This is a genomic window from Curtobacterium salicis (genome assembly GCF_011759505.1).
GTDB classification, from domain to species: Bacteria; Actinomycetota; Actinomycetes; order Actinomycetales; family Microbacteriaceae; genus Curtobacterium; species Curtobacterium salicis.
The window spans coordinates 537,440-562,348 of the sequence record NZ_JAAOYO010000001.1; the positions used below are offsets into that span (position 1 = coordinate 537,440).

28 protein-coding genes are annotated in these 24,909 nt (G+C 72.1%); 12 read left to right on the forward strand and 16 right to left on the reverse strand.

Annotated features, from left to right (window positions below):
* Positions 1-60: 60 nt before the first annotated feature.
* The 3 genes from E9228_RS02555 to E9228_RS02565 are packed head-to-tail and all read right to left on the reverse strand — an operon-like array spanning position 61 to position 2,088.
* Positions 61-990 carry an OmpA/MotB family protein gene (locus tag E9228_RS02555; protein WP_166779016.1) on the reverse strand — a complete coding sequence of 310 codons (930 nt, stop codon included), beginning with the start codon at positions 988-990 and terminating at the stop codon, positions 61-63.
* Between the two features lie 2 nt (positions 991-992).
* Entirely contained in the window at positions 993-1,805 is an 813-nt protein-coding gene (locus E9228_RS02560) for a motility protein A (RefSeq protein ID WP_166779017.1), read from the reverse strand.
* A 1-nt stretch (position 1,806) separates the two neighbouring features.
* A complete protein-coding gene (locus tag E9228_RS02565; protein ID WP_166779018.1) occupies positions 1,807-2,088 on the reverse strand; it encodes a flagellar FlbD family protein in 282 nt (93 codons plus the stop codon).
* Positions 2,089-2,317: 229 nt separating this feature from the next.
* On the opposite strand from E9228_RS02565, the gene E9228_RS02570 reads away from it, so the two are divergent.
* The 4 genes from E9228_RS02570 to E9228_RS02585 all read left to right on the forward strand — a co-directional run bounded on the left by E9228_RS02570 (position 2,318) and on the right by E9228_RS02585 (position 5,251).
* Positions 2,318-3,160, forward strand: coding sequence for a DUF4397 domain-containing protein (locus tag E9228_RS02570; RefSeq protein WP_166779019.1), 843 nt, complete (start codon positions 2,318-2,320; stop codon positions 3,158-3,160).
* A gap of 2 nt (positions 3,161-3,162) precedes the next feature.
* On the forward strand, positions 3,163-3,807 hold the full coding sequence (locus E9228_RS17480; protein WP_341849734.1) for a class F sortase: 645 nt from the start codon (positions 3,163-3,165) through the stop codon (positions 3,805-3,807).
* An 89-nt stretch (positions 3,808-3,896) separates the two neighbouring features.
* Positions 3,897-4,463, forward strand: coding sequence for a sigma-70 family RNA polymerase sigma factor (locus E9228_RS02580; RefSeq protein ID WP_166779020.1), 567 nt, complete (start codon positions 3,897-3,899; stop codon positions 4,461-4,463).
* Complete coding sequence (locus tag E9228_RS02585) at positions 4,460-5,251, forward strand: anti-sigma factor (protein ID WP_166779021.1); 792 nt, start codon at positions 4,460-4,462, stop codon at positions 5,249-5,251. Before E9228_RS02580 ends, E9228_RS02585 begins: the two co-directional genes overlap by 4 nt.
* 23 nt (positions 5,252-5,274) lie before the next feature.
* Here the strand turns inward: E9228_RS02585 and E9228_RS02590 are convergent, their stop codons facing one another.
* Together E9228_RS02590 and E9228_RS02595 are read right to left on the reverse strand one after the other, a co-directional pair.
* Positions 5,275-6,864 (reverse strand): Na+/H+ antiporter, encoded by a 1,590-nt coding sequence (locus E9228_RS02590; RefSeq protein ID WP_166779022.1) that lies wholly within the window; start codon positions 6,862-6,864, stop codon positions 5,275-5,277.
* Positions 6,865-6,914: 50 nt separating this feature from the next.
* Entirely contained in the window at positions 6,915-7,133 is a 219-nt protein-coding gene (locus tag E9228_RS02595; protein WP_166779023.1) for a hypothetical protein, read from the reverse strand.
* A 128-nt stretch (positions 7,134-7,261) separates the two neighbouring features.
* Between E9228_RS02595 and E9228_RS02600 the strand changes: the two genes are divergently transcribed.
* Complete coding sequence (locus tag E9228_RS02600) at positions 7,262-8,833, forward strand: glycoside hydrolase family 36 protein (protein WP_166779024.1); 1,572 nt, start codon at positions 7,262-7,264, stop codon at positions 8,831-8,833.
* Between the two features lie 28 nt (positions 8,834-8,861).
* On the opposite strand, the gene E9228_RS02605 is transcribed toward E9228_RS02600, so the two are convergent.
* The gene (locus E9228_RS02605) at positions 8,862-9,677 is read right to left on the reverse strand and encodes a DeoR/GlpR family DNA-binding transcription regulator (RefSeq protein ID WP_341849735.1); all 816 of its coding nucleotides are present in this window, start codon (positions 9,675-9,677) and stop codon (positions 8,862-8,864) included.
* A gap of 115 nt (positions 9,678-9,792) precedes the next feature.
* Between E9228_RS02605 and E9228_RS02610 the strand changes: the two genes are divergently transcribed.
* The 3 genes from E9228_RS02610 to E9228_RS02620 are packed head-to-tail and all read left to right on the forward strand — an operon-like array spanning position 9,793 to position 12,984.
* Entirely contained in the window at positions 9,793-11,133 is a 1,341-nt protein-coding gene (locus E9228_RS02610; RefSeq protein ID WP_341849736.1) for an extracellular solute-binding protein, read from the forward strand.
* A gap of 10 nt (positions 11,134-11,143) precedes the next feature.
* Positions 11,144-12,094, forward strand: coding sequence for a carbohydrate ABC transporter permease (locus E9228_RS02615; RefSeq protein WP_166779025.1), 951 nt, complete (start codon positions 11,144-11,146; stop codon positions 12,092-12,094).
* Complete coding sequence (locus E9228_RS02620) at positions 12,091-12,984, forward strand: carbohydrate ABC transporter permease (protein WP_252727498.1); 894 nt, start codon at positions 12,091-12,093, stop codon at positions 12,982-12,984. The genes E9228_RS02615 and E9228_RS02620 overlap by 4 nt, the downstream gene beginning before the upstream one ends.
* A gap of 125 nt (positions 12,985-13,109) precedes the next feature.
* Here E9228_RS02620 and E9228_RS02625 read toward each other — a convergent pair whose 3' ends face one another.
* Positions 13,110-13,811 (reverse strand): SDR family oxidoreductase, encoded by a 702-nt coding sequence (locus tag E9228_RS02625; protein WP_166779026.1) that lies wholly within the window; start codon positions 13,809-13,811, stop codon positions 13,110-13,112.
* 99 nt (positions 13,812-13,910) lie between these two features.
* On the opposite strand from E9228_RS02625, the gene E9228_RS02630 reads away from it, so the two are divergent.
* Together E9228_RS02630 and E9228_RS02635 are read left to right on the forward strand one after the other, a co-directional pair.
* Complete coding sequence (locus tag E9228_RS02630) at positions 13,911-14,315, forward strand: MerR family transcriptional regulator (RefSeq protein WP_166779027.1); 405 nt, start codon at positions 13,911-13,913, stop codon at positions 14,313-14,315.
* A 137-nt stretch (positions 14,316-14,452) separates the two neighbouring features.
* Positions 14,453-15,748, forward strand: a complete 1,296-nt coding sequence (locus E9228_RS02635; protein WP_166779028.1) for an LCP family glycopolymer transferase — start codon at positions 14,453-14,455, stop codon at positions 15,746-15,748.
* A gap of 22 nt (positions 15,749-15,770) precedes the next feature.
* Here E9228_RS02635 and E9228_RS02640 read toward each other — a convergent pair whose 3' ends face one another.
* The 4 genes from E9228_RS02640 to E9228_RS02655 form a co-directional block, all read right to left on the reverse strand.
* Complete coding sequence (locus E9228_RS02640; RefSeq protein ID WP_166779029.1) at positions 15,771-16,115, reverse strand: type II toxin-antitoxin system PemK/MazF family toxin; 345 nt, start codon at positions 16,113-16,115, stop codon at positions 15,771-15,773.
* Positions 16,112-16,357 carry a CopG family transcriptional regulator gene (locus tag E9228_RS02645; protein ID WP_166779030.1) on the reverse strand — a complete coding sequence of 82 codons (246 nt, stop codon included), beginning with the start codon at positions 16,355-16,357 and terminating at the stop codon, positions 16,112-16,114. The genes E9228_RS02640 and E9228_RS02645 overlap by 4 nt, the downstream gene beginning before the upstream one ends.
* A gap of 98 nt (positions 16,358-16,455) precedes the next feature.
* Positions 16,456-17,649 carry an MFS transporter gene (locus E9228_RS02650; RefSeq protein WP_341849737.1) on the reverse strand — a complete coding sequence of 398 codons (1,194 nt, stop codon included), beginning with the start codon at positions 17,647-17,649 and terminating at the stop codon, positions 16,456-16,458.
* Positions 17,646-18,551 carry a helix-turn-helix transcriptional regulator gene (locus E9228_RS02655; protein WP_166779031.1) on the reverse strand — a complete coding sequence of 302 codons (906 nt, stop codon included), beginning with the start codon at positions 18,549-18,551 and terminating at the stop codon, positions 17,646-17,648. The genes E9228_RS02650 and E9228_RS02655 overlap by 4 nt, the downstream gene beginning before the upstream one ends.
* A gap of 79 nt (positions 18,552-18,630) precedes the next feature.
* Here E9228_RS02655 and E9228_RS02660 point away from each other — a divergent pair, with 79 nt between their 5' ends.
* Positions 18,631-19,011, forward strand: a complete 381-nt coding sequence (locus E9228_RS02660) for a hypothetical protein (RefSeq protein WP_166779032.1) — start codon at positions 18,631-18,633, stop codon at positions 19,009-19,011.
* Positions 19,012-19,134: 123 nt separating this feature from the next.
* The gene (locus E9228_RS02665) at positions 19,135-20,727 is read left to right on the forward strand and encodes a peptide chain release factor 3 (RefSeq protein ID WP_341849738.1); all 1,593 of its coding nucleotides are present in this window, start codon (positions 19,135-19,137) and stop codon (positions 20,725-20,727) included.
* On the opposite strand, the gene E9228_RS02670 is transcribed toward E9228_RS02665, so the two are convergent.
* The 5 genes from E9228_RS02670 to E9228_RS02690 are packed head-to-tail and all read right to left on the reverse strand — an operon-like array spanning position 20,696 to position 24,848.
* A complete protein-coding gene (locus E9228_RS02670; protein ID WP_166779033.1) occupies positions 20,696-21,847 on the reverse strand; it encodes a DNA glycosylase AlkZ-like family protein in 1,152 nt (383 codons plus the stop codon). The genes E9228_RS02665 and E9228_RS02670 overlap by 32 nt on opposite strands.
* Positions 21,844-22,296: a hypothetical protein gene (locus E9228_RS02675; RefSeq protein WP_166779034.1), complete on the reverse strand. Its 453-nt coding sequence runs from the start codon at positions 22,294-22,296 to the stop codon at positions 21,844-21,846. The genes E9228_RS02670 and E9228_RS02675 overlap by 4 nt, the downstream gene beginning before the upstream one ends.
* A 46-nt stretch (positions 22,297-22,342) precedes the next feature.
* Entirely contained in the window at positions 22,343-23,284 is a 942-nt protein-coding gene (locus tag E9228_RS02680) for a hypothetical protein (protein WP_341849739.1), read from the reverse strand.
* A complete protein-coding gene (locus tag E9228_RS02685; RefSeq protein ID WP_166779035.1) occupies positions 23,281-24,207 on the reverse strand; it encodes an NAD-dependent epimerase/dehydratase family protein in 927 nt (308 codons plus the stop codon). Before E9228_RS02685 ends, E9228_RS02680 begins: the two co-directional genes overlap by 4 nt.
* Positions 24,204-24,848, reverse strand: coding sequence for a MerR family transcriptional regulator (locus E9228_RS02690; RefSeq protein WP_166779036.1), 645 nt, complete (start codon positions 24,846-24,848; stop codon positions 24,204-24,206). Before E9228_RS02690 ends, E9228_RS02685 begins: the two co-directional genes overlap by 4 nt.
* Positions 24,849-24,909: the final 61 nt, after the last annotated feature.

The following is a 24,909-nucleotide window of genomic DNA, read 5'->3' on the forward strand; positions in this document are numbered from 1 at the left end:
CTCTCGGCCGTCCGCGGACGACCGTCAGCTCTGGCCCCTCTTCTGGGGCGACGGTCGGTGCTACCCGGAACGGGCTCCGTCCTGCGCCTTCGCGAGGCTCGGCATGAGGGCGCTGACGTCCTGGTCGGCGTTCGACAGGACCACGATGTCGACGCGGCGGTTCAGGGCGAGGTCGCCGTCGGTGGTGCCCGTGGCGAGCGGCCGGCTCGACCCGAAGCCGACGGACTGGATGCGCGCCGCGGGCATCCCGCCGCGCTCGACCAGGTCGCGCAGCACCCCGGTGGCGCGGGCCGCACTGAGTTCCCAGTTCGTGGCGTACGGGGCGGTGGAGTTGCGGCTGTCGGCGTGCCCCTCGACGCTGACGTCGTGGTCGGCGCCGCGGAGCACCGGGGCGATGGCGTCCATGATCCGCTTCGCCTGGTCGGACAGGTCGGCGCTGTTCGTGCCGAAGTACGTCTCGCTGCCGATCAGCCGGACCGTGAGGCCGCGGGCGTCGACCGTGAACTGCACGTTCGTCGACTGCCCCGCCTTGTCGAGGTTGCCCTTGATCGCCGCCTCGATCGCCCTGAGGTCGTCGAGTTCGGCCTGCGCAGCGTTCACGTCCGCCTTGGTCGCGGTCGCCGGGACGACGGTCGAGGCCGGGTCGACGTTGGTGTCCTTCGCACCCGACGCCGCGGTCGAGTGGTCGGCCTGCGCCTTGTCGACCGAGTAGCCGGAGCCGTCCTCGACCTGGTCCTTCGTGACGACGGTGCCGGAGGCGGTGTCGACCTTCTGCGACTTCACCTCGCCGAAGCCGGTGGCGAGCGAGTTCTTCAGCGCGATGTACTTGTCCTGGTCGACGGTCGACATCGCGAACAGCACGAGGAACATGCACATGAGCACCGTGATCATGTCCATGTACGAGGCCATCCAGCGCTCGTCCGGGTGTTCGGCCTCGTCGTGACCGCCCTTCTTGCGACCGCGTCCGCGGCCGCGGGGGTTGGCGCTCATGATCAGGCCGCCAGCTGCTGGTCGTCGGCTCCGGCCTTCGCCTTGGCGCCCTTGCCCGAGGCTCCCCGCGCGCTCGGCGGCACCATCGCGGTGAGGCGTTCGCCGAGGAGCCGCGGCTGGCTGCCGGCCTGCACGGCCAGGAGGCCCTCCATCAGCAGCGTCTGCCGGTCCGACTCGAGCTGTGCGAGCTTCCGGAGCTTGCCGCCGATCGGCAGCCACATGAAGTTGGCGGTGAGGAGACCCCACAACGTCGCCACGAAGGCGCTCGCGATGAGGGGGCCGAGCTCGTCCGGCTTGCCGAGGTTGGCGAGCACGTGGGTCAGCGACACGACGGTGCCGATGATGCCGACGGTCGGGGCGAACCCGCCGAGGCCCATGAAGAACGAGCTCGCGCTGCGCATCGGTGCGGCGTTCGACTCGATCTCGTCCTCGAGCAGGATCCGGAGCTCGTCGCCGTCGGTGCCGTCGGCGATGTTCTGCAGCGCCTTCTTCATGAACGGGTCGTCGTGCTTGTCGGCCTCCTGCTCCAGGGCGAGCAGGCCGTTCGAGCGGGCGACCTCCGCCAGGCCCACGACGTCCTCGATGACGGACGCCGGCGGGGTGACCTTGCCGGTGAAGGCCTTGGGCGCGGCCTTGAAGCTCGCGATGGCGTCCTTCAGCGTGGTGCTCGCGATCCCGGCCCCGATGGTGGCGCCGAACACGAGCAGGATCGGCGCGGGGAGGAACAGCCCGCCGAGCTCGACGTGCTCCATCTCGATCATGCCGAAGAGGGCGCCGAAGGCGAGGAGGATGCCGACGATCGTCGCGATGTCCATGTCACCGCCCCCCGTCCTGCGTGCGGAGCGGAGCGACCGCCGCGAGGGTCGGCTGCGGACCGGTGGCGTCGCGGCCGACGGGGAGGTCGGTGCCGTACGCCATGCTGACGATGCGCGCTCGGTACGAGGCGATGCGGTCGATGACCTCGGCCAGGGACTCGCGGACGATGTACTTCGCCCCGTCGACCATGATGAGCGTCGTGTCCGGCGTCTCCTGGATGCGCTCCACGAGATCGGGGTTCACAGCGAATCCGCTGCCGTTCAGTCGTGTGACGACGATCATGGCCCGTCCTGGTTCTCGATCGACCCGCCGCCGTCCGTGGGGCAGGTGTTCGACCGCCCGTCCGTGGGTGGTCAGTGCGCACTATCGGCGGACCGGTGCCGTCCGTAAGCCACGCGACGAGTTCCGGACCCGGTGCATCCGGACGGGCGGTGCCCCCGGTAGTGGTGGTGGACGACGACGACGTCGCCCACCACCCGACCCGGCCTCCGGGCCGACCAGGAGGCACACCATGCGGAAGAACCTCGTCACCGGCATCGGCGCCGGTGCCCTGCTCGCGGCGATCGCGATCGCGATCCCGGCGACCTCGGCCACGGCAGCTGCCGGCGACGCCACGCTCTCGGTCCTGCACGCCGTCCCGGACACCACGGTCGACGTCTACCTCGACGGTGCCCGGGCCATCGACGACTTCACCCCCGGGACCCTCGCCGGCCCGATGACGGTCCCCGCCGGCGCACACACCCTCACGATCACCGCCGGCGACGCGACCGACGACTCGAAGCCGGTCATCGGACCGGTGGACGTCTCGTTCGCGGCGGGCAGCGACTCCACGGCCGTGGCGCACCTGCAGGCGGACGGCAGCCCCACCGCCACGGTGTTCACGAACGACACCTCGGCGGTCGCCGCCGGGCAGGGTCGTCTCGTCGTCCGCCACGTCGCCGCGGCCCCCGCGGTCGACGTCCTCGCCGGTGGGAAGGCCGTCGTGACGAACCTGTCGAACCCGGACGAGCAGACCCTCACCCTGCCCGCCGGCACCGTATCGGCCTCGGTCGCGGCGACCGGGACCACCGACCCGGTGATCGGTCCGGCGGACGTCGCGGTCCAGGCCGGATCCGCCACGATCGTCTACGCCTGGGGCAGCCTCGACGACGAGGACCTCGAGCTCGCCACGCAGACGATCGGTGACCTCGGCGGTGCGCCGAACGGTGTGCCGGCCGGCAACGCCGGACTGGTCGCGACGAACGGCACCGACGGCGCTCCGCTGGCGATCGGCGGCGGTGTCGTCCTGCTCGCCGCCCTGACGCTCGTCGGCCTCCGACGCCGTGCAGCCGGCGTCCGATCGGCTCGGCGCTGACCGTGCGCGACCGGGTCGGGACGGCGGTGACGATCTCCCTGCTCGTCGCCACCGTCCCGGCCCTCCTGACCGGGTGCTCGTCGGCGGATCGGGTCCCCGGCGAGCACCTGTTCCCCACCGCGACCCCGACGCCCGTCCCCTCGGCGTTCTCGACCGCGGTGCCCCGGCAGGACGCCGCGCTGCCCGACGAGGTACCGGTCGTGGTGCCGCCGGTGCGGGTCGCCGTGCCGGGCCTGGGCATCGACCAGACCGTGCAGCCCGAAGGTGTGGACGACGCCGGGGCGATGGCGCTGCCCGCGGACCCGGCCGTCGCCGGCTGGTACCGGTTCGGCGCGACCCCGACCTCGGCGTCCGGGTCCACCGTGCTCGCCGCCCACGTCGACGCCGTCGGGTACGGGGTCGGTCCGTTCGCCCGGCTCGCCACGGTCGCCGTCGGCAGCACGGTCACGGTCACCGGCGCGGACGGACGGGCCACGGACTACACGGTCGCGACCGTCGACCTGCTGGCCAAGACCGGGGTCCCCTGGTCGAGCGTCTTCGACCGGGACGGCCCACCCCGCCTGGTGCTCGTGACCTGCGGCGGCGAGTTCGACACCAGCACCCACCACTACCGCAGCAACCTCGTCGTCACCGCGACACCGCTGTGACCGACCGACTCATCCGCCCCACCGCGCACCCCGGCGGCCTACCATCGGGGCAGGGGCCCCGAGCGGCCACCGGAAGGCTCCACGACGCCGTGACCAGCACCCAGACCGACGACAGCGCCCGGGACGACGCTGCGCTGGCGGACGCGTTCGGCACCGGCGACGAAGCCGTCCTCCGCGCGGTCTACGAGCGCTGGTCGACCCTGGTGCACACGCTGGCGCTCCGGTCCCTCGGCGACGTCGCCGCCGCCGAGGACGTCACACAGCAGGTCTTCGTCCGAGCCTGGCGCAGCCGACACACCTACCGTCCCGACCAGGCACCGCTCGGCGCGTGGCTCGTCGGCATCACACGGAACTGCATCGCCGACGCCTTCGCGGAACGGACCCGGCACGCCCGACTCGCCTCGGCCGTCGCCGACCAGGAGCGCACGGTCCCGCCGACCCACGACACGACGGACGGACTGGCCGAGCGTGTCCTGGTCGCCGGGGAGCTCGACCGGCTCGAGGAGGTCCCCCGCACGGTGATGCGACTGGCGTTCTACGAGGAACTCAGCCACCGTGAGATCGCCGAACGACTCGGGCTGCCGCTCGGCACCGTGAAGAGCCACATCCGTCGAAGTCTCGCTCGGCTCCGAACACGTCTGGAGGTGACCGAATGAACCACATCGACGAGGAGACCCTCGCCCTGCTCGCCATCGGCGACACGCTCCCGACCGACGCGACCGCCGGTCACCTGCTCGACTGCGCCCGGTGCCGCGGCGAGCTCGAGGACCTGCGCCGCGTCGTCACCGTGGCCAGGTCGTCGCAGAGCCTCGACCTGGTCGCGCCGTCGGCCCGGGTGTGGGAGCGGATCGCCACGGACCTCGGCTTCGACGAGACGCAGCGGCCGAGCCCGGCTGCGGTGCCGGTCGTCGGACCGGCGGTCGCTCCGGCCGCGACGCCGAGCCCGACGTCCGGCGACGACCACGTCCGCCGCCGACGTCCGGGTCTCCGCCGCCGCACCGTCGCGTTGCTCACCGCGGCCGGGGTGGTCGCCGGCCTCGTGGTCGGGTTCGGTGCCGCAGCGCTCGTCGGCACCGGTGCCGGCGGCGGCTCCGACGCCGTCGTGTCCCAGGCGCGGCTCGCCGCCCTCCCCGGCTGGTCCGGCGCCCACGGCACCGCCGCACTCGAACGCGACACCGACGGCCGACTCAGCCTGGTGGTCGACGTCGATCCGCGGACCTCGGACGGCACGGCCCCGCTCCGGGAGGTCTGGATGATGCGCTCCGACCTCAGCGGGCTCGTCAGCGTCGGGTTCCTCGACGGCGACCAGGGTCGGTTCACGGTCCCCTCCGGCGTGGACCCGTCCCGCTACCCGGTCGTCGACGTCTCCGCCGAGTCCGCCGACGGCGACCCCGCGCACTCCGGTGACTCGGTCGTCCGAGGGACCCTCCGAGCCGACGGCTGATCCAGCCTTCCCGCCGACCGGAGCTACTCGCGCTGGTCGAGCCGGAGCAGCCGGGTCTCCTCGGCGTCGTACTCGGCGCGCACCTGGCGGAGGACGAGGTCGTCGATCTCGCCCTGGTCACGCAGCCGCAGCACGGTCGCCGCCTTGAGCCGGACGAGTGCGAGCTCGAGTTCGACCGCCGCACCGCGCTGCACGAGCAGCGGGTGCTCGTCGTCGTCGCTCTCCTCGGCCTCCACGAGGGCCAGGTGGCCCTCGTAGTCCTCACGGATCCGGTCGACGATCTCCGCCTCGGCGCCGGTCTTCCGGGCGAGCCGCGGCAGCGCGTCGAGCGCCGTCTCGATCGCCGTGCGCTCGGCCGAACGGCGCTCCTCGAGCACCTCGCCGCTGCCGTCGAACGCCGCCCACCGCACCACGGCCGGCAGCACGAGCGACTGCCCGACGATGGTGACCACCACGACACCCGCGGTGACGAACACGATGAGGTCCCGGTCCGGGAACGCCCCACCGCTCTCGACCACGCGCGGGACGGCCACGGCGGCGGCGAGCGAGACCGCGCCGCGGAACCCGGTCAACCCACTGACCAACCGGTCGCGGTGTCCTTCGCGGGGCGAGCCTCCCGTCCGGAGGATGACGAGACGGATGGTGCCCCACGAGAGGTTGAGGAACGCGAACCGCAGCACGACGACGGCGACCGAGACCGCGCCGATCAGCCCGAGGCCGATCGCGATCTCGCTGCCGGCGAGGTTCCGGACCGAGATCGTCGCCTCGATGCCGACGAGCACGAACAGGGCGCCGTTGAGCAGGAACGTCGCGAAGGACCAGAACGAGCGCACCTGTTGCCGTGTCTCGGCACGGTCGAGCTTCGGCGCGACCTGGCTGACGACGAGTCCCGCGACCACGACGGCGAGGACGCCCGACGCGCCGACCGCCTCGGCCACGAGGAACGCGGCGAACGGCACGAGGAGGGTCAGCAGGTTCTCGAGCACGACCGCGTGGATCCGACGGAGGACGAGCATGCCGAGCCACGAGGTGAGCAGTCCGGCCGCGATCCCGCCGACGTAGGAGAGCACGAGCATGCCGGAGACGTTCCAGACGGTGAGCTCCTGCTCCCCCGCCGTCACCGCCACCGCGATGCCGTAGATGACGAGGGTCGTGCCGTCGTTCACCAGGGACTCGGCACGGAGGACCGTGGTGTTGCGCCGCGGCAGCGACCGGGTGAGCGCGCCCACCGCGGTGGCGTCCGTCGGGGCGACCGCCGCGCCGAGGACCCAGGCGGGACCCCAGGGCATGCCGAGCAGGTGCAGCAGGGCTGCTACGCCGCCGGCGGTCAGGACGACGAGCAGCGTGCCCATCAGGACGATGCCGCGGAGGTTCGCCCGGATCTCCCGCAGCGAGATCGTCAGGCTCTCCCAGTACAGCAGCGCCGGCAGGAACAGCAGGAGCACCGCGTCGGCCGGCAGCTCGACCTCGCCGAACACCGGGATGAAGGCGATCGCCGCCCCGAAGGCGAGCAGGAGGACCGGGGGCGCGACGCGCAACCGGGTCGAGACGGCGGTGGCGACGGCGATCGCGACCACGAGCACGACGACGAGTTCGGGCGCGATGAGTTCCATGGAGGCTCCAGCCTGGCAGGGTGCGGGTGTGCGCGTGCGCGGTCGTCCGCTCAGCGTCCCCGCTCGGCCCGGGCCGTGATGACCAGGAACGTGACGTGCCCGAGCAGGGCGATGCCGAAGAAGACGAGCGCGACGGCGTAGACGCGGTCCAGCGTGCCGTCGCCGGTCAGCAGGAGCACGATGCAGCCGACCACCGCCGTGGCGAGCACGCCGACCTGCACCATCGACCACGTCTTCCGCCACCGCGGCTGCTGTCCCTGGGTGTCCACGTGCTCATTCTCCCCCGACCGCTGCCGCCCAGCCGCGCAGCCGCGGTGCTCGGTTCCGTCACCGGAGCGCTGGCGGCCCCTACGATCGTCGCGCGCCGCAGGTCGTGGCGCGGGGAGGGAGCCTGGTCATGGCGACGAGGGAACTGCACGTCGACGGTACGGGCCTGGCTTCCGCCGGTGCGGTGGCGGGCGACGATGCGGTGGTGGGCGACGGTGTCGTCCGGACCCGCCTGGGATGGGTCCTCGACCCGGGCGACGTGCGGATCGTCGTCGACGGGCTCGACGGGCTCGACGGGCTCGACCTCGCGGCGACCGACTTCCACCGGGGTGGCTGGAACTCCTGGTCGCCCACGGGCTGGGCTCCGCTCGACGAGAGTCCGCTGCGGATCTGGGGTGACGACGAGCGCCGCCTGACCGCGGACGACGCGGCGAACGACACGCCGGACCGGCACGAGGGCAACGGGGTCGGGGCACTCCGCCTGGCCGACGGCCGGGTCCTGCTCCTCGGTGCGCTGGGCCTCGGCACCCCGAGGGTGGGCGGCGCGGCGCGCAGCCTGTGGGGAACCGTGGAGACCGACGACGGCGACGGGTGGTTCCTGGGCCTCGGACCCGAGGAGGCCGTCTTCACCCGGTACGCGGAACTCCTGCGCGACCGGCTCGGCGCACCGACCGCTCCACCCGTGTCGACCCTCTGGTGCAGCTGGTACTCGTCCTACGAGGACATCGACGAGGGGCTGATCGCCGACGCGGCTGCCGGGCTCGGGGACCTGCCGGTGGACGTCGTCCAGGTCGATGACGGGTGGGAGGAGATCGTCGGCGACTGGGTGGCGGGCGACCGGTTCCCGTCCGGCATGGCGGCGACCGCGGCGACGATCGCCGCACGGGGCTCGCGCCCAGGGCTCTGGCTCGCGCCGCTCATCTGCCTGCCCGGGTCACGGACGGCGACCGAGCACCCCGAGTGGCTCGTGCAGGACCCGGCCGGTGGCCCGCTCGTCGCCGGGTACAACTGGGACTCCCACTACGCCGCCCTGGACACCACGCACCCCGAGGTGCAGGAGCACCTGGACACCGTGATCCGGACGGTCGTCAGCTGGGGCTTCCGGTACCTCAAGCTCGACTTCCTCTACGCCGGGGCCCTGCCGGGGCTCCGACACCGGGACGTGCCGCGGGAACGGGCGTACCGGGAGGCCCTGGAGCGGATCCGTGTCGCCGCCGGGCCCGACGTCTACCTGCTCGGGTGCGGGGCACCGATGCTCCCGTCCGTCGGCCTGCTCGACGGGGTCCGCGTCGGCCCGGACACGGCCTCGGACTGGGCACCGCCCGGGAGCGTCGCGGATCCGAGTCACGAGGGTGGTCGGAACGGTGCCGCTGCGTCCCTCGCCCGACTGTGGATGCGCGGGCTGTACCAGGTCGACCCCGACGTGGCGTTCTTCCGGTCGCGGGACACGACGATGACGGCCGAGCAGCGTCAGGTCGGCGTCGACCTGGCGCGGGTGTCGGGCTTCCGGTCGACGTCCGACCCCGTGGCCTGGCTCGACGACACCGAGCAGGCGGCGCTCCGGCGGTTCCTCACCGGCGAACCGCAGGTCGAGCGGACCGGACCGGACCGCTTCGTCGTCGACGGCCGCACGGTGGACTTCGCGCCGGTCGTCCGCGAGGCACGCCTGGGCCGGGAACGCCTGACGGAGGCGCGGGGCTAGCGATCCCACCCATCCGGCGGCCGATGGGTCACCGCGGCACCGAGACGGTGTGCACGCGGACGCCGTGCTGCCGGATGCGGTCGAGCTCGTGCGGGTCCGCCGCGTCGTCCGTCACCAGGTCGTCGACGTCGCTGAGGTCGGCGACCCACGCGGTGGTCACCCGGCCGATCTTCGAGGAGTCCGCGACCACGACGACCCGCTGGGCCCGACGGACCATCACGCTGTTCGTCCGCGCCTCGGTCCCGTCGTGCGTGGTGGCCCCGCCTGCGGCACTGAAACCGTCCATGCCGAGGATCGCCGTCCCGACGCTGACCGCACTGAACGTGCTCTCGGCCAGCGCGCCGACGAGCTCCAGGGAGTGCCCGCGGACGACCCCGCCGGTGACGACCACCGTGAGGTTGGGCCGACCGCCGATCTCGGACGCCGTCGTCACCGAGTTCGTGACGACGGTCAGGTCGTTCCGGAACATCAGCGCACGGGCGACCCCGGCGGCGGTGGTGCCGCCGCCGATCGCCACGGCGCACGGCCCCTCGGGCAGCAGGGTCGCGGCGCAGCGGGCGATGCGGGTCTTCGCGTCGCGGTGCTGGGCGTCCCGCAGCCCGACGGGCACCTCCGCGGCCGGCAGGGTCCGCGCGCCGCCGTGTGTCCGCGCCAGCATCCCCTGGTCCTCGAGGTCGGCCAGGTCCCGCCGGATCGTCGCCGCGGAGACCCCGAACGTCCGCATCAGGTCGTCGAGGCCGACGCTCCGACGTTCACGGACCGCCGTGATGATCGCGATCTTGCGGGTCGACCGTTTCGACGAGCCGGTTCGGCGGCTCGGAGCGGACTCGAGGAAGGACGTCACGGTTTCCCTTTCGCTCAACTGGACTGCGCGGTTCTGGTCGACCGTTGCGACAAACGCTCAAAACCAAACAGTATGCCTCCACGACGCATCCCACCGTTCGACGAAGGAGTTCCCGGTGCCGACACCCCGACGCACGTCCGCCCGCCGACGACGGTCCAGAGCACTGCGGGGCATCGTCCTCGGAACCACGCTCGCCGTCACGACGGCCTTGCTCACCGGCTGCTCGAACCCGGGCGCGACCGTGCTCGACACCGAGGCACCGGTCACCATCACGATGTGGTCCGGGCAGAGCGACCAGGCGGAGAAGCTCCTGCAGCGGCTCGTCGCGGAGTTCGAGGAAGCGCACCCGAACGTCACCATCGACATGTCCGCAGGGTCGTCGTCGACGGAGGAACTCCTCCAGAAGCTCGCCGCGTCCTTCGCGGGCCACGACTCCCCCGACGTCTCCTACACGTTCGGGTCGTGGGCGAGCCAGCTCGAGCGCTCCGGTCGGACGCTCGACCTCCGGGACGTGGTGTCCGACCCGGACGTGCGGTGGGACGAGTTCTCGTCCGCCGCCCGGGCGACCGCGCAGCCGACCGGCGGCAAGGTGATCGGGTTCCCCGCCGTCGTCGACAACATCTCGCTGCTCTACAACAGGACGGTGTTCGACCGGGCCGGTGTCCCGTACCCGACCGCGGACTGGACCTGGGACGACTTCCGCCGCGCGGCGGAGCGGCTGACCGACGCCGACAGCCACACCTACGGGTACGGCTACTCGGTGTCCGGCAGCGAGGAGACGACCTGGCAGCTCTGGCCGCACCTGTGGCAGAACGGCGGCGCGATCCTGAGCGAGGACGGCGAGCGCTCGGCCTTCGACTCGACGGCCGGTGTCCGGGCGGTCGCGTTCCTCCGTGGCATGGCCGTCGACGACCGGAGCGTGTACCTCGACCAGACCGACACGAAGGCGGCGCAGCTCTTCGCGAGCGACCGCATCGGGATGATCACCTCCGGACCGTGGCAGCTCTCGGCCCTGAAGACGGCGAAGACCTCGTACGGCGTCGTGAGGCTGCCGGGTACCGACGGCGACCACCAGACGGTGTCCGGTCCGGACCTCTGGACCGTGTTCGACAACGACGACGTGAACCGTGCGCACTGGGCGACCGAGTTCACGCGCTGGTTGACCGCGGCGGAGCAGGACGAGCGGTTCAACGTCGCCGTCGGCAACCTGCCGCTGCGCTCGAGCGAGACGAGCAGCCCGGCGTTCCGGAAGCAGGTCGCCGCGCTGCCGGGGCTCGACGTCATGCAGGCGAACTCCGCGAACGCCGAACAGGCCCGACCGACGGTGCCCGGCTACAACGGCCTGTCCGAAGCGGTCGGCAACGGCGTCGCGCGGGTGCTCCAGGGCGAGGGCACACCCACCGAGGCGCTGCGGCAGGCGACGGTCGCCGCCGACAAGGCACTGCGACAGGGCTAGGAGCCACGACATGACCACCTCCACGATCCAGCCCCCGCCGCAGCGTGAGCAGACGCCCGCGAAGACCGCAGCCCGTCGACGGTCCGCCCGGTCCCGCCGCGAGGCAGCCGCCGGGTGGGGGTTCGTCGCCCCCGCGCTCGCCATCGTCCTCGGCCTGACGATCTTCCCCGGTGTCTGGGCGCTCGTCCTCTCCTTCCAGAGCTGGGACGGGTTCAGCCCGGCCACGCCGGTCGGTACGCAGAACTACCAGGACCTGGTCACCGACGCCTCGCTCGGGGCGGCCGTGCTGCACACCGGGCTCTACACGGTCCTCTTCGTGCCGGCGTCGCTCCTGCTCGGGCTGTTCCTCGCGGTGGCACTGAACCGCAAGATCCGGTTCATCGGGCTGTACCGCACGGCGGTCTTCGTGCCGTTCGTCGCGTCCGCGGCCGCCACCGGGATCCTCACGACGTACCTGTTCAGCCCGCAGTTCGGCATCGTCAACAACGTCCTGCGCGTCCTGCACCTGCCGCAGCAGGGCTGGCTCGAGGACCGCAGCGAGGCGATGATCGTCATCATCGTGATGTCGCTCTGGGGGCAGGCGGCGTTCACGACGGTGATCTACCTCGCCGCGCTGCAGGACGTCCCCGACGAGGTCATCGAGGCCGCGCGGATCGACGGTGCGAACTCGTGGCAGACCTTCTGGCGGGTCGTCTGGCCGCAGTTGGCGCCGGTCACCTCGTTCGTCGCGATCTACCAGACCCTGCAGGCGGTGCAGCTCTTCGACCTGGTCTACGCGACCACCCGCGGCGGGCCGCTCGACGCGACGCAGACGATCGTCTACCACCTCTGGAAGGTCGCCTTCCAGAACCTCCAGTTCGGGTACGGCTCCGCCATCGCCTACGGCCTGTTCTTCCTCACCCTCGTCACCACGGTCATCGTCACGGTCGCGCAGCGACGTGCCGGAAGGAGCACGCCATGATGTCCACCGAGACCCGCGTCCCCGTCCTCGGTGCCGGGTCCGACGGCGCCGGCGCGACCGCCACCCGGCGTCGGCGACGACTGCCGTTCAGCCCCTGGCACCTCCTGCTGCTGCCCGTCTCGCTGCTCTTCCTGGTGCCGTTCATCGAGATGTTCACCACCTCGCTCGAGCCCGCCTCGGAGATCAACCGGTTCCCGCCGGCGTTCATCCCGACGCACTTCACCCTGACCGGCTACGAGCGGCTCTTCGCGGAGAGCGACGTCCTGCACTGGCTGCTCAACACCGTCATCGTCTCGGCGTCGGCGATCGTCTCGCACCTCGTGCTGTGCTCCCTCGCCGGGTACGGCTTCGCGCGGCTGCGGTTCCCAGGGCGCACCTTCGGCTTCCTCGCGATCCTCGCGACGATCATGATCCCGTCGCAGCTGCTCATGATCCCGACCTACGTCATGTTCGCGCGGCTGCACCTCGTCGACCACCTCGGTGCCGCGATCGTGCCGTGGCTCGCGTCGGCGTTCGGCATCTTCCTGATGCGGCAGTTCTTCCTCTCGCTCCCCGCCGAGCTCGAGGAGGCGGGCATGATCGACGGCTGCAGCCGCCTGCAGGTGTTCTTCCGGATCGTGCTCCCGCTCGCCCGTCCGGCCCTGGCCACCCTGGCGGTGTTCACGCTGCTCGGGTCCTGGAACGACCTGGTCTGGCCCCTGATCGCGATCAACAACGAGGACGCCTTCACGCTGCAGCTCGGGCTGACGAACTTCCAGGGGGTGCGCCGGACCGACTGGTCACTCCTCATGGCGGGCAACGTCGTCGCGACCCTGCCGCTGATCCTGCTCTTCCTCGTCGCGCAGAAGCAGTTCGTCGCCACCATGGCGTCGGCCGGACTCAAGGGGTGAGCGACCGGCAGGACCCTGGACGACCTCGTCGACCGCGGCGCGAACGCACCTGACGGACGGGAGGCCCGTGGCGGCGTCGCCACGGGCCTCCCGTCCGTCAGGTCCCCGGTCACGAGGCAGCCGGTTCAGGCGATCTGCGCCGAGAAGTCCACCGGGTCGCCGGCCAGGGAGGCCTTCACCACGCGGCTCCAGTCGTCGACCAGCACCTCGGTGGCGTCGCGCTCGACGCCGTCGAGCGCGGCGCGCACCACCTCGGCTGGGTCGGTCATCGGCCCGTCGTAGCCCGCCATCATGTCGGTGTCGGCGGCACCGAGGTGCAGGCCCTGGACGGTCACGCCCCGACCGGAGAGCTCGAGACGGACGGCGTTCGTCATGTTCCACTCGGCGGCCTTGGCGATGGCGTACCCACCGGCGCCGGGCGCGGCGAACCAGGAGAGGGCGGAGAGGACGTTGACGATCGCACCGCCGCCGTTGCCCTCGATCACGGGTGCGAACGCCCGGACCATCTCGAGGGTCCCCCACAGGTGGGTGTCCACCGCACGTCGGGCGTCCGCCAGGTCGTCGGTGAGCAGCGAGCCCGACGACGAGATGCCGGCGTTGTCGACCAGCAGCGTGACGTCGCCCGCAGCGGCGGCTGCCGCCGCGACGGAGGCCGGGTCGGTGATGTCGAGGGCGAGCACCTCGACCCCGGGGACGTCGACGAGTTCGGGGCGCCGGGCGGTGGCGTAGACCTTCGACGCACCGCGCTGCAGGAGCTGTTCGACGAAGTGCCGTCCGAGGCCGCGGTTCGAGCCGGTGACGAGGGCGACGGATCCGGTGATGTCCATGGTGGTGGTGTCCTTCCGCCGAACGGGTCCGTCCCGCTGCGGCTCGGTTACGCTAAGACCTCACATCAGTGTCAGGGGCAAGCCCGGAACGGAGACGACATGCGCATCGGGGACCTCGCTGCCCGGACCGGGGTGAGCGTCCGCTCGCTCCGGTACTACGAGGAGCAGGGGATGCTCGCGTCGACCCGGACCGGCAGCGGCCAACGGACCTACGGCGTGGACGCCGTCGACCGGGTCCGCCTGGTCCAGCAGCTCTTCGCCGCCGGTCTGCCGAGCCGCACCATCGTGCAGCTCCTGCCCTGCGTCGACGCCGGCGTGGCCACACCGGAGTCCTTCGCCCTGCTCGTGCAGGAGCGCGACCGGATCACCGCGCAGTTGGCCGAGCTGACGGCTGCACGGGACCGGCTGGACGAGGTCATCCACATCTCCGAACACCCGACCCCGGAGCACTGCCCGACGCTCCGGACCGGCCGGCCGTCGCCCGACGCGGTCGTCGCGGCCTGAGGCCCTCTCAGGAGTCTCGGCGGTGACCGACCCCGGCGTCCGGCATGATGACCGGACCGGGGACCACTCCGGCTGACCCTGGGGGATGCATGTCGGACGACGGACGAGCGCACGCAGACGCGTCATCGACTCGCGGGGTGGGCGCTCCCCTGGCGCGGCACGGTCGTCTCCCCCGTCGTGGCCCGTTCGGCACCCTGCTCCGCGCGGTCGCGGTCGTCGCAGCGGTCGCGGTGGTCGGGACCGGTTCGATCGGAGCCGTCGCCACGTGGCAGGTCCTGCAGAGCGCGCAGCCGTCCGTCTCGCTCGCGATGCCCGGCGTCACCGCGCAGAAGGCACCCGCGCTGACGGCCCAGTCGGGCGAGGTCAACATGCTCCTCGTCGCGACCGACACCCGGGACGGGCAGGGGGCCGGGTTCGACGACGCGGCCAACCGTGCGGCGAGCAGCGGCGTCGGGCACAACGACACGAACATCCTCGTGCACATCTCGGCCGACCACTCGAACATGTCGGTGATCAGCTTCCCGCGCGACCTGGTCATCCCGATCCCGGCGTGCACGAACGACGAGGGCACGGTCACACCGGCGTCGTCCGCGGCGATGCTCAACACCGCACTCGCACGCGGTGGCGAGCAGCACGGTCTGGCCTGCGTCGCGAGCACCATCGGGCAGCTCACCGGCCTGCAGATCGCCTACGCCGGCACCATCAGCTTCGACGGCGTCGTGCGGATGGCCGATGCCGTGGGTGGCGTCACGGTCTGCCTCGCCACGCCGATCAAGGACGACGACGTCACGCCGCCGCTCGACCTGCAGCCCGGCAACCGGGAACTCAAGGGTGCCGAAGCCGCTGCGTTCCTCCGGTCGCGACACGGCGTCGGTGACACGAGCGACCTCGGCCGCATCAGCAACCAGCAGACGTTCATGTCGGCGCTCGCCCGTCAGACGGTCTCCGCCGGCACACTCACGAACCCGGCGAAGGTCCTGCGGCTCGCGGACATGGCCTTCCAGAACATGGTCCTGTCGGACTCGCTCAGCGATCCGGCGACCCTGGCGCGCCTCGCCCTCGCGGTGAACACCGTCGGACTCGCCAACATGGTGTTCCTGCAGTTCCCGGTCGTCGACGACCCGGACCAGCCCGGCCGGGTCCTGGTGTCCGAGGGACCGGCGGCGACCCTGACCGCTGCGCTGCGAGCCGACGAGCCGGTGCAGCTCGCGCCGGACAGCCTCGGTCGCTCGGCGGTTCGTGATCCGGACGCGCCCACCGCATCACCGTCGGCTCCCGCCAGTGTGACAGGGACCACCACCCCGCCCGCCGCCGGCAGCCCGACGACGGCTCCGGCGACGCCCCGGGCGAGCGCGTCCGCCGCCGAACTACCGGACTCGGTCTCCGGACAGACCGCCGACACGGTGACCTGCGCGGCGAAGTCGAAGTACTAGGCCGATCGCAGAAGCCTGGGCCTCAGACCCCGGTCACCAGCCGCACACCGGCGCCGACCTCCCTGAGGAGGTAGGCGGGCAGGTGGCCCGCCGGGGACGGGTCCAGGAACTCACGGCCCACCGGGCCGATCTGCGACACGACCGCGACTGAGTCCTTCTCGAGGCCCGACGTCTCGCGAGGGACGAAGACGTTGCCCGGGAACGACTCCAACGCGGTGTTCGAGGTGAGTGGGACAACCAACACCGTTCGGATGTCGCTGGCGAGGAGCCAGTCCTGCTGCATCACGATCGTGGGTCGGACCTTGGCCGGCTCGGATCCGCGAGGCGCCCCGAAGTCCACCCAGACCACGTCGCCGTACTCGATCACCACTCGGTCCGTTCGATCATCTGGCGCTCGGACTCGCGGACGAACACGTCGTCAGCCGACGGTTGACCCGCGCGCTCGATGACCGCATTCGCGATCCTGGTCAAGTCGGAACTGCCTTCGAGTTCCTGAGCCAGCCTGTCAGCAGCACGCCGGTAGAACTCGGACCGGTTCAGACCGTGACGAGCGGCAACGCGTTCGAAACGCTCGAACTCGGCATCAGGGATCGAGATCGCGGTCTTCATACGCGCGAGTATAACCGTTCACACCGATGACGTCGATCCCTACCGGTGCCGACGAAGAGTCGGGTACCGACCGCCGCGCCCACTGCCCGGAGCGGCTGTCACCCGCGAGCGGCGAAGTTCCGCCGGCCGACGACCGTCACCGCCAGCGCCAGCGCCCCGAGCACGGCCATGAACACCGCGAGGACCAGCCCACCCGAGACGCCCAGGAGCAGCGCTCCGACCAGGCCCGCGGCGGAGATCGCCAGGTTGAACGCGACCGGCAGGAACGCGTTCGCCAGGTCCGACTCCGAGCCGCCGGCGATCGTCAGGGCGCTCTGCAGCTGCGGCGCCGCTCCACCGAAGGTCAACCCCCAGAGCACGGCGGCACCGAGCACGACCGCGGGCGACCCGTGTCCGACGACGAGCAGGACCGCGGCGCACACGAACCCGCCGAGGCTCGCCCACAGCAGCCCGCGGGGGTGCCGATCGATCAGCGCCGCCGTCAGTGCGACCCCGCCGATCGAGCAGACGCCGTAGACCAGGAGCACCAGGTCCGCCGAGAGTCCGGTGCCGGTGTCGCGGAGGAACGGCGCGATGTAGGTGTAGATCGTGTTGTGGCCGAGCATCCACACGACGATGACGACCAGGACGACGGGGACGCCGGGCAGCAGGAACACCCGCCGCAGGGGCAGCCGTCCACCGGCTGCCTGACCCGCGACGTCGGGCACGAGCAGCACGACGAGGACCATGAGCACGACGCCGAGCAGCGACATGCCGGCGAACGACCACCGCCAGTCCAGGACGCCGCCGACCCAGGCGCCGAGCGGCGTGCCGAGCGCGAAGCCGACCGGCGCGCCCGTCGACACGACCGCCAGGGCCAGCCCGCCGCGTGCCGGCGGGCTGATCCGGCGCCCGTACGCGGCCAGCATCCCCCACAGGACGCCCGTCGCCGCGCCGCCGACGAAGCGGGACACGAGCGACAGGACGACGTCTGACGAGAGCGCGGTGACGGTGTTCGCGAGCACGAGGCAGGTGAGCGCGGCGAGGAGCAGCGGCTTGCGGCGCATCCCACGCGTGAGGGTGATCGCCGGCACGGTGACCACGACGGTGCCGAGGGCCCAGACGCTGATGAACTGGCCGATGACACCCTCGCTGGCGCTCAGGTCGCCGGCCATCAGCGGCAGCAGTCCGGCCGGCATCGTCTCGGCGGACAGCAGCAGGAACCCGATCGCCGCGAGGGCGACCAGCGCCGCCCAGGGCATACGGGTGGCTGCGTGGCCGGTCGTCGTCGGTGAGGGCGCGGTGGTCGTCACCGGGTTCCGCCCCGGGTCACGTCCTCGGCCCGGGAGGCACCACTCGCGTCCGTCGTGCGGGTCGCGGCCCAGCTCGCCAGCAGCTGCAACGACTCCGCGTCCGCACTGCCCGGTTCCGCCGAGTAGACGATGACGCTGTGCTCGCCGTCGAGCCCAGGCGTCAGGTTCTCGAAGTGCAACCGGACGTCGCCGACCGCGTGGTGGTGGAACGTCTTGACACCGTGGGTGTGCAGCCGGACCTCGTGCGCCGCCCACTTCTGCCGGAACTCCGGACTGAGCGTCGCGAGTTCGCCGATCAGGTCCCGAAGAGCACGGTCGTCCGGGTGTCGACCGGCCGCGGTCCGCAGCATCGCGACGGAGGTGTCCGCCGCGCCGTCCCAGTCCGGGTAGAGCCGACGCGACAGGTCCTGGTGCAGGAACGCGAAGCGGGCGAAGTTCGGCTGGTCGCCGCCGGCCTCGACGACGTCGCTGTAGAGCGCACGGCCCAGGTCCGTCATGGCCACCACGTCGAGTCGGGTGTTCTGCACGAAGGCGACGACGTCGTGCATGGCCTCCAGCGCGTACCGGAGTCCCGGCCGGACGGCGCCCGGGACGCTCGGACGACCGCGGCGCACCGGGGACGTGTTCGCCGCCCGGGCCAGGTCGAACAGGTGCGAACGCTCGGAGTCGTCGAACCGCAGCGTGTCGGCGATGGCCTCGAGGACGGTGTCGGTGACGCCGGCCAGGTTGCCCCGCTCGATGCGGGAGTAGTACTCGGCGCTGACCCCGGCGAGGACGGCGACCTCGCCACGTCGGAGGCCGGGCACCCGTCGACCGGGTCCACCCGGCAGGCCGACCGACTCGGGTGTGATCCGGGCACGGCGGGACATCAGGAAGTCCCGCACCTCGTTCTCGTTCGGCATGCGCCCACGGTACGGCCGGGCCTCCCGGGGAGGGGTTCCCTGTCGTGCCACCTCAACCGGGCATCGGTAGGGTCCGGGTATGTCGACCCCCGGTGCCGCGTCCCCGTCATCCGCGAACCAGGTCGGCGACGCCCTGATGGCCCTGCACCGCGCGACCGAGCACCCGTTCGACATGACGTTCGAGGACGGACAGTTCATCGCGACCCACCAGCTCGGTCGCTCCGGCGGCGGGACGGTCACCACCTACCGCTACGGCATCCAGCTGCTGCCCGACACGAACGAGTACCGACGCCTGATGCGCACCAGCACTCGCTCGTCGACCGGCGGATCCGGCTCCTTCACGTTCAACTCGCGGTGGATCACGAAACCGGTGAACGACACCCTCGCGGCGCACGGCTGGAAGCCCCGCCGGACCGCGATCGGCAAGCTGTTCCGTCGCATCCTGGCGATGCCCACCTGACGGGGACGGGCCTCCGGGCGGTGCCGGTTCGTCGACTGTCCGGAGCAGTCGGTATCGTCGTGGGGTGCAGAAGTCGGAACGCCCAGGTCACGCCGTCGATCGACGCTCCCAGCGGGGCGTCGCGTGACCGGTCCGTCCCCGGCGGACGCCGCGCTCGCCGGCACGATCGAGCGCGAGGCCGACCGCCGCCGCACCGTCGCCGTGATCGCGCACCCGGACGCCGGGAAGTCGACGCTCACCGAGTCGTTGACCCTGGCGGCCTCGGCCATCGACGAAGCCGGCGCGGTGAAGGGCAAGGCCACCCGCCGCGCGACCGTGTCCGACTGGATGGAGATCGAGCGCAGCCGAGGCATCTCGATCAGCTCCGCGGTCGTCCAGCTCGACGCCGCCGGCACGCTCATCAACGTGGTCGACACCCCGGGCCACGCCGACTTCTCCGAGGACACCTACCGTGCGCTCGCAGCCGTCGACTGCGCGGTCATGCTGATCGACGCCGCGAAGGGCATGGAGGCGCAGACGATCCGTCTGTTCGAGGTGTGCCGGACCCGCGACATCCCGGTGATCGCGGTCGTGAACAAGTGGGACCGCCCGGGCCGTGAAGCGCTCGACCTGCTCGACGAGCTCGAGGAGCGCACCGGCCGTGTACCGACCCCGGTCACCTGGCCGGTCGGCGAGGCCGGCGACCTGCAGGGGTTGGTCGACACCGCGACCGAGACCCTGACGACGTACGAGTCCACCGGTGGCGGCCACCTGCCGGTCGCGACCGTCCGCTCTGCGGCCGAGGCTGCCGAGCTCTTCGGCGCCGCGTGGACCACCGCGCTCGAAGAGGTCGAACTCACCCGCGAGGTCCGTGGGCTACCCGACCAGGACGACTTCCACGCCCGGGTCAGCATGCCGGTGTTCTTCGGCGTCGCCACCAAGCACCTCGGCACGGTCGACCTGCTGCGGTTCCTCCGCGACACCGCTCCTCCGGCCCTGCCCCGGCGGACCGAGGACGGCGCTCCCCGCCCGGTCACCGAGCAGTTCGCCGCCCAGGTGTTCAAGGTGCAGGCGAACATGGACCCGGCCCACCACGACCAGGTCGCGTTCGTCCGCATCTGCTCCGGCCGCTTCGACCGCGGCATGATGCTCACCCACGCACAGTCCGGCCGTCGCTTCAACACCAAGCACGCGCTCAGCGTCTTCGGTCGGGAGCGCGACACCGTCGACGTCGCCTGGCCGGGCGACGTCGTCGGTCTGGTGAACGCCACGATGCTGCACCCCGGCGACACGCTCTACAGCGACGAGGCCGTCGAGTTCGAGCCGCTCCCCCGGTTCGCCCCGGAGATGTTCGCGACCGTCGCGCCGACCGACCCCAGCACGGCCAAGAAGTTCCGGAAGGGCATGCAGCAGCTCGCCGGCGAGGGCGTCGTGCAGCTGCTCGAGTCCGAGCGTCGGACCGCGCAGGCGCCCATGGTCGGCGTCATCGGATCGCTGCAGCTCGAGGTCCTGACCTCCCGTCTGCTGGCCGAGTTCGGCACGGCAGTCCGCGTCGAAGCCCTGCCGTGGACTATGGTCCGCACCGTCACCGACTCTGACCTCGCACTGCTCGAGCGTCGCCGTGACATGGAGATCGTCACCACCGACCGTGACCGCTACGGTCTGTTCCGCGACCAGTGGCACCTCAACTCCGTGATGCGCGAGCTCAAGGGCCTGGAGCTGCCGGCGCCGGTGTGACCGGCGGTCCGGTTCCGGCATCGATCCGGAGGCTCGTCGGACGTTCCAGGAACGAGCCGAGATGGTCCGCGGCTCGGTGCAGTGCGCGCTCGTCCGCCGCGCCGAGCGCGCGGAACGGCGTGAGCAAGATCGTGCCGTCGTCGGCTGGTCGCGACCAGGTGCCCACGATCCTCCCGCGGACGACGGCGACAGGAGCACCGATGCCGTTCCGACTCGCGACCCGGTCCGTGGGGTCGACGAACAACGCCGATCGGTCGGCGAGACCGAGGACGTACTCGTCGAACGCCGGGAGCAGGTGGGCCACCGCGGCGCTGCTCGCCGGTGCTGCGCTGCCGATCGCGACACGGGTCGCGTCGGCGTCGACGACCTGGTGCGCGGCAGTCGTTCGAGCGCGCCGGACCGCGGTGAGCGGCAGCCCGATCCACGTCCCGAAGTCGGCGAGTGTCGCCGGGCCGTGCCCGCGGAGGTAGCCGAGCAGGACGTGGACGAGCGCCGCCTCCGCGTCCTCGACGAGCTCGCGCACCGCACTGCTGACGGGTGCCCGGTCGTCCAGCAGGACGAGCGCCTGCCCGACGCGACGGCTCGGTCCCCAGGCGATGCGTGCCTCCAGTGCGAACGCGAGCAGCAGGATGTACTCGCGCGACTCACCCGGATCGACGCCCGCGTCACGGAAGGACCGCATGGCGTCCTCCCGTTCGAGCGCGACCCCGCTGGAGAGCGCAGCGAGCAGGGCGTCCCGGGCACGGTCGACGTCCTCCGGTTGCAGGCCGACCTGCCGGAACCGGGTCGCGACGGTCCGCATCGTGCGGGTCGCCGTCAGGGACAGGAGGACACGGAGGTCGTCGGGCGTGGTGGTGTGCAGGGTGCCGCGCATCGGCCAGGACCGGACGAGCTCACCACGGTCGAACGCGGCCAGGACGTCCGTGCGGGTGGTGCCGAGCGACCGGGCGCCGATCGCCCACAGGGACTGGTTGAAGTCCTGCGCCTGCACCGCGACCAGGTGCCGGACGACGTCGAGCGGGGCGGCAGCACGGGCGGTCGGCGAGCTGCCGACCGGTCGCCCCACCAGGCCGGCGGTCAGTCGTGCGCTGCGGATCGTCGTGTCGGGGACGGGACTCACGGCGGCACCGGCAGACGCACGGTGACGCGTCCGGACGACGGTCCGCCGCACGGGTCCGCCGCGTACGGGCTGTCCCAGCGCAGCGTGACCGCCTGCTCGACGATCAGCTGACCGGCACCGTCGTACACGGCGACCGCGCCACGTCCGGGTGTGTCGGACCCGAGGTGCACCGGCCACCGGACGCCGCCCGACACCGGGGTCGGCGTGCTCCCGGGGTCCGCCTCGGGCGGGATCGCGGGCGGGTCGTCGGCGGCTGGTGGTTCGCATCCGGCTCCACCACACACGGTCACGGTGGCGACCGCGGAGGTGTCGCCGAGCAGCGTCACCTGGACGCCGTTCACCCAGCCGACCGCGGTGCACGCCGTCGGGCCGACGCTGCAGCCGACGACGGCGATCGCGGCGACGAGCGCCACCACCCCGCCGATCACCGCCGCCCGTGCCGTCCGCATGGCTCGATCCTGCACCGGGCGGTCCCCCTCGCGGGACACGGTTGGGTCACGTCGTCCGGAGCGCGGTCGTCGGGGGCCGGAGGAGCACGAGCACCGTCGCGGTGCTCGCGGCCAGGAGGATCGCCACGGCCATCGCCGAGACCGCTCCGGACGGGTGCGCCACGGACTGGCCGACGGCCGCCTGCAGCGTCAGCAGCAGGGTGCCGGCCGCGTAGGCGAGCGCGACGATGACGACGATGCGCACCTGCGTGGTGTCGGAGCGCAGTCGCGGGATCCGGTGAGCGAGCACCGTCAGTGCGAGTGCCGCGAGGGGGACGAGCTGGAGGGCGTGCATGCCGACGAAGTGCGCCACCCGGTAGTCGCCGCCGGTCGTGCTCCACCCGAGGACCGGCACGCCCGGCCCACCGTCCACGACACCGACCGCGTGCGCGCCGACGATGCCGTCCGGGGTCGTCAGCTGGGTCGGCGTCGGACCCGTCATGAGGAACGCGACACCGATGCCGCCCAGGGCGATCACCGCGCCGAGCCGGACCGCCACGGTGAGCGCGGGTGTCGGCAAACGCAGGAAGAACAGCGCGGCCGAGGTCACGAAGGTGCAGAGGTACAGGACGGTGATCGACACCGCCATCACGCCCCACACGACGATGTGCAGGGGTGACGAGACGTTGAAGTGGCTGGTGGTGCCGGTGGCGGCCGCCCAGAGGATGAGGGCCTGTTCGACGAGCAGCGTGAGGGCGATCACCGTGCCGAGCCGGTGCGCGAGCCGTCGCCACCGCGGCAGGTGGGCGATCAGCCACGCCCAGGTGACGGCGTAGAGCAGGATCGAGACGGAGAACTTCAGCGGCTTCGCCCAGAGCGGTGCGCCGAGGACTGTGCGCGGGTCGACCAGCAGCCCGACGACGCTGACGACGGCGCACAGGACCATCACCCCGGCGACGGTCATGAGAGCCGGGTGCCAGGCGACCGCGCGGCGGATCGAGGCGGTCACCGGGACACCGGGCGGGTCTGCGCGAGCGCTGCCGGGATGCTCACCTCGAGCGGCGTCGGCGCGGTGCCGAACGTCCGCTCGAACGCGCTCGAGTCGAGGACGGACGGTTCCGCCCACTGGTAGCGCATCTCGAGGGTCTCGCGCGCGGCGGCGGTGAACAGGGCACCGATCCGGAGCGTCGCCGAACGCATCACCGCGGTCTGCGCCGCCGGGACACCGGCGAGTTCGACGACCTCCCGACCGGTACGGGCCGGGGCGGTGGGCAGGTGCCAGATCCGGCCGCGGGCCCGGTCGTCGGTACCGAGCACCGCGAGGGCATCGCCGACGTCGGTCGTCGACGTCAGGGAGTGCGGGAGGTCCGCGTCGAGCAACCACGTCGGTCGCTTCCCGGCGGCGATGCGGTCGAGGACGAACCCGTTGACGACGCTGGTCGTCGCTCCGGGCCCGAAGAAGTCCGCACTGCGACCGACGGTGACGGTCAGCCCCTCGTCAGCGGCGGACGCGAGCAGGTCGAGGGCCTCGGCGCGGACCCGGCCCTTCCGACTCACCGGACGGACCGGTGTCTCCTCGGTCATCGGACCGGTGACCCGACCGTAGGCGTAGACGTTGTCGAGGTACACCAGGTGCGTCCCGCTCCGGCGCGCGGCGGCGATCGTGTTCCGCACCAACACCGGCCACTGCTCCGCCCACACGGGTGCCGAGTACGGCAGACCGACGACGAAGTACGCGACGTCGGCACCGTCGAGGGTCCGCGCCACCGCGTCGGCGTCGAGCAGGTCGGCCGTGACCGACGCACCACCACGGCCGACGGCAGGGCGTCGCCCGACCGACACCGGGTCGAGTCCGCGCTCGCGGAGGGCGCGGAGGGTCTCACGACCGATGACGCCGTTGCCGCCGAGGACGACGTGCCGGGTCGCGGTCACGAGGTCGCGCCGTCCGTGGCGACGGGGAAGACGTCGTGGGTCGCGTCCTGCTGCGCGATCCGTCGCAGCCCGGCGAACAACGGGTCGCCGAGCACCGTGCCGATGACCATGAGCTCGGCGATCGCATCCCGGCCGTCCCGGCTCTGCAGGGCGGCGACGTCGGCCCGGGCGGCGGTCGCGGCGGCGGTCATGTACGCGTCCAGGTAGTCGTCCGGAGCGTCGAAGCCGATCGTGGCGAGCCCGTCGAGCGCTCGTGCCGCCGTTTCGTGGCCGGGGTTGTCGGTCGTGGCGCACCACCCGGCGGCGGTGACCCGGTCCTCGATGCGGGCACGTGCCGCCCGGCTGGCCGGGGTCTCCGGGGAGCGCGAGTCGGTGATGGCGTACTGGGCGACCTCGAAGACCTCGGCGAGCGGGGCGTCGTCGGTGTCGAGGACGGCCAGGACCTGCTTCGTGACCGCGATGGACAGACCACCGGTCTCGAGCAGCGCGCGGACCAGGCGGACGCGCTCGACGTGTCGACGGTCGTACGCGGTCTGGTTGGGTGCGGTCTTCTCGCCCGCGGGCAGGAGCCCTTCACGTTGGTAGTACTTGACGGCCGTCAGCGGTGTGGCGGCTTCTCGAGCCAGTTCGGATATTCGCACTCTCGGAGAGTAGAACTATCTGCTCCGGTGACACAAGCCTCCGGCTCGATCCGACACCGGG

What these genes read in the sequence shown, in the direction of transcription:
- E9228_RS02555 (WP_166779016.1), bottom strand. Translation starts at nt 990, where the DNA reads ATGAGCGCCAACCCCCGCGGCCGCGGACGCGGTCGCAAGAAGGGCGGT.
- E9228_RS02560 (WP_166779017.1), bottom strand. Translation starts at nt 1,805, where the DNA reads ATGGACATCGCGACGATCGTCGGCATCCTCCTCGCCTTCGGCGCCCTC.
- E9228_RS02565 (WP_166779018.1), bottom strand. Translation starts at nt 2,088, where the DNA reads ATGATCGTCGTCACACGACTGAACGGCAGCGGATTCGCTGTGAACCCC.
- E9228_RS02570 (WP_166779019.1), top strand. Translation starts at nt 2,318, where the DNA reads ATGCGGAAGAACCTCGTCACCGGCATCGGCGCCGGTGCCCTGCTCGCG.
- E9228_RS02585 (WP_166779021.1), top strand. Translation starts at nt 4,460, where the DNA reads ATGAACCACATCGACGAGGAGACCCTCGCCCTGCTCGCCATCGGCGAC.
- E9228_RS02590 (WP_166779022.1), bottom strand. Translation starts at nt 6,864, where the DNA reads ATGGAACTCATCGCGCCCGAACTCGTCGTCGTGCTCGTGGTCGCGATC.
- E9228_RS02600 (WP_166779024.1), top strand. Translation starts at nt 7,262, where the DNA reads ATGGCGACGAGGGAACTGCACGTCGACGGTACGGGCCTGGCTTCCGCC.
- E9228_RS02615 (WP_166779025.1), top strand. Translation starts at nt 11,144, where the DNA reads ATGACCACCTCCACGATCCAGCCCCCGCCGCAGCGTGAGCAGACGCCC.
- E9228_RS02620 (WP_252727498.1), top strand. Translation starts at nt 12,091, where the DNA reads ATGATGTCCACCGAGACCCGCGTCCCCGTCCTCGGTGCCGGGTCCGAC.
- E9228_RS02625 (WP_166779026.1), bottom strand. Translation starts at nt 13,811, where the DNA reads ATGGACATCACCGGATCCGTCGCCCTCGTCACCGGCTCGAACCGCGGC.
- E9228_RS02630 (WP_166779027.1), top strand. Translation starts at nt 13,911, where the DNA reads ATGCGCATCGGGGACCTCGCTGCCCGGACCGGGGTGAGCGTCCGCTCG.
- E9228_RS02645 (WP_166779030.1), bottom strand. Translation starts at nt 16,357, where the DNA reads ATGAAGACCGCGATCTCGATCCCTGATGCCGAGTTCGAGCGTTTCGAA.
- E9228_RS02655 (WP_166779031.1), bottom strand. Translation starts at nt 18,551, where the DNA reads ATGCCGAACGAGAACGAGGTGCGGGACTTCCTGATGTCCCGCCGTGCC.
- E9228_RS02660 (WP_166779032.1), top strand. Translation starts at nt 18,631, where the DNA reads ATGTCGACCCCCGGTGCCGCGTCCCCGTCATCCGCGAACCAGGTCGGC.
- E9228_RS02675 (WP_166779034.1), bottom strand. Translation starts at nt 22,296, where the DNA reads ATGCGGACGGCACGGGCGGCGGTGATCGGCGGGGTGGTGGCGCTCGTC.